1 protein-coding gene is annotated in these 405 nt (G+C 66.7%); it reads left to right on the top strand.

Annotation, left to right across the window (positions count from 1 at the left end):
- Positions 1 to 405: PLP-dependent transferase (locus AZG88_RS53495; RefSeq protein WP_231913923.1), on the top strand; the 405-nt coding region annotated here is incomplete at both ends.

Genomic DNA, 405 nt, shown 5'->3' with positions numbered 1-405 from the left:
CAGCGCATCGCCGCCCTCGAGGGCGGCGTCGCCGCACTGCTGCTGGCCTCCGGGCAGGCCGCGGAAACCTTTGCGGTGCTGAACCTCGCGGAGGCAGGCGACCACATCGTCTCCAGCCCGTACCTGTACGGCGGCACCTACAACCTCTTCCACTACACGCTGCCCAAGCTCGGCATCGAGGTGTCGTTCGTGGAGGACCCCGACGACCTCGAGCAGTGGCGCAGCGCCGTCCGCCCGAACACCAAGGCGTTCTACGGCGAGACGATCGCCAACCCGAAGAACCACATCCTGGACATCCCGGGAATCTCGAAGGTCGGCCACGACAACGGGATCCCGCTGATCGTCGACAACACGGTGGCCACGCCGTACCTGCTGCAACCGTTGAAGCACGGCGCGGACATCGTG

It is taken from the genome of Rhodococcus sp. LB1 (genome assembly GCF_001583455.1).
GTDB lineage: Bacteria > Actinomycetota > Actinomycetes > Mycobacteriales > Mycobacteriaceae > Rhodococcus_F > Rhodococcus_F opacus.
The sequence above is the reverse complement of the archived record's forward strand: the minus strand, read 5'-3'. Positions and strand labels throughout refer to the sequence as shown.